General features: G+C 57.4%; 1 rRNA gene (running past one end of the window). It reads right to left on the reverse strand.

The window, feature by feature from the left end:
- Positions 1 to 1,273 (reverse strand): 23S ribosomal RNA (locus tag ACFY93_RS34450) (it extends 1,923 nt beyond the left edge of the window).
- Positions 1,274 to 1,415: the final 142 nt, after the last annotated feature.

A 1,415-nucleotide genomic window follows, 5' to 3' on the forward strand; every position in this document is an offset into this window, starting at 1 on the left:
CAATGACACGACTTCGGCGGTACGCTTGAGCCCCGCTACATTGTCGGCGCGGAATCACTAGACCAGTGAGCTATTACGCACTCTTTCAAGGGTGGCTGCTTCTAAGCCAACCTCCTGGTTGTCTGTGCGACTCCACATCCTTTCCCACTTAGCGTACGCTTAGGGGCCTTAGTCGATGCTCTGGGCTGTTTCCCTCTCGACCATGGAGCTTATCCCCCACAGTCTCACTGCCGCGCTCTCACTTACCGGCATTCGGAGTTTGGCTAAGGTCAGTAACCCGGTAGGGCCCATCGCCTATCCAGTGCTCTACCTCCGGCAAGAAACACACGACGCTGCACCTAAATGCATTTCGGGGAGAACCAGCTATCACGGAGTTTGATTGGCCTTTCACCCCTAACCACAGGTCATCCCCCAGGTTTTCAACCCTGGTGGGTTCGGTCCTCCACGACCTCTTACAGCCGCTTCAACCTGCCCATGGCTAGATCACTCCGCTTCGGGTCTTGAGCGCGCTACTGAATCGCCCTGTTCGGACTCGCTTTCGCTACGGCTTCCCCACACGGGTTAACCTCGCAACACACCGCAAACTCGCAGGCTCATTCTTCAAAAGGCACGCAGTCACGAGACACCAAGCAAGCTTGATGCCCGACGCTCCCACGGCTTGTAGGCACACGGTTTCAGGTACTATTTCACTCCGCTCCCGCGGTACTTTTCACCATTCCCTCACGGTACTATCCGCTATCGGTCACCAGGGAATATTTAGGCTTAACGGGTGGTCCCGCCAGATTCACACGGGATTTCTCGGGCCCCGTGCTACTTGGGTGTTTCTCAAACGAGCCGTTGATGTTTCGACTACGGGGGTCTTACCCTCTACGCCGGACCTTTCGCATGTCCTTCGCCTACATCAACGGTTTCTGACTCGTCTCACGGCCGGCAGACCGTGAAAGAGAAATCCCACAACCCCGCACACGCAACCCCTGCCGGGTCTCACACGTATACGGTTTGGCCTCATCCAGTTTCGCTCGCCACTACTCCCGGAATCACGGTTGTTTTCTCTTCCTGCGGGTACTGAGATGTTTCACTTCCCCGCGTTCCCTCCACACTGCCTATGTGTTCAGCAGCGGGTGACAGCCCATGACGACTGCCGGGTTTCCCCATTCGGAAACCCCCGGATCAAAGCCTGGTTGACGACTCCCCGGGGACTATCGTGGCCTCCCACGTCCTTCATCGGTTCCTGGTGCCAAGGCATCCACCGTGCGCCCTTAAAAACTTGGCCACAGATGCTCGCGTCCACTGTGCAGTTCTCAAACAACGACCAACCACCCATCACCCCCGGAAACAACCGGAGTGCACTGGGGCCGGCAACTGAAGGCAGCCATACCGGCCGTACCCTCAGACACCCAACAACGTGCCCGACA

The organism is Streptomyces sp. NPDC008313 (assembly GCF_042956125.1).
Taxonomy (GTDB): Bacteria; Actinomycetota; Actinomycetes; order Streptomycetales; family Streptomycetaceae; genus Streptomyces.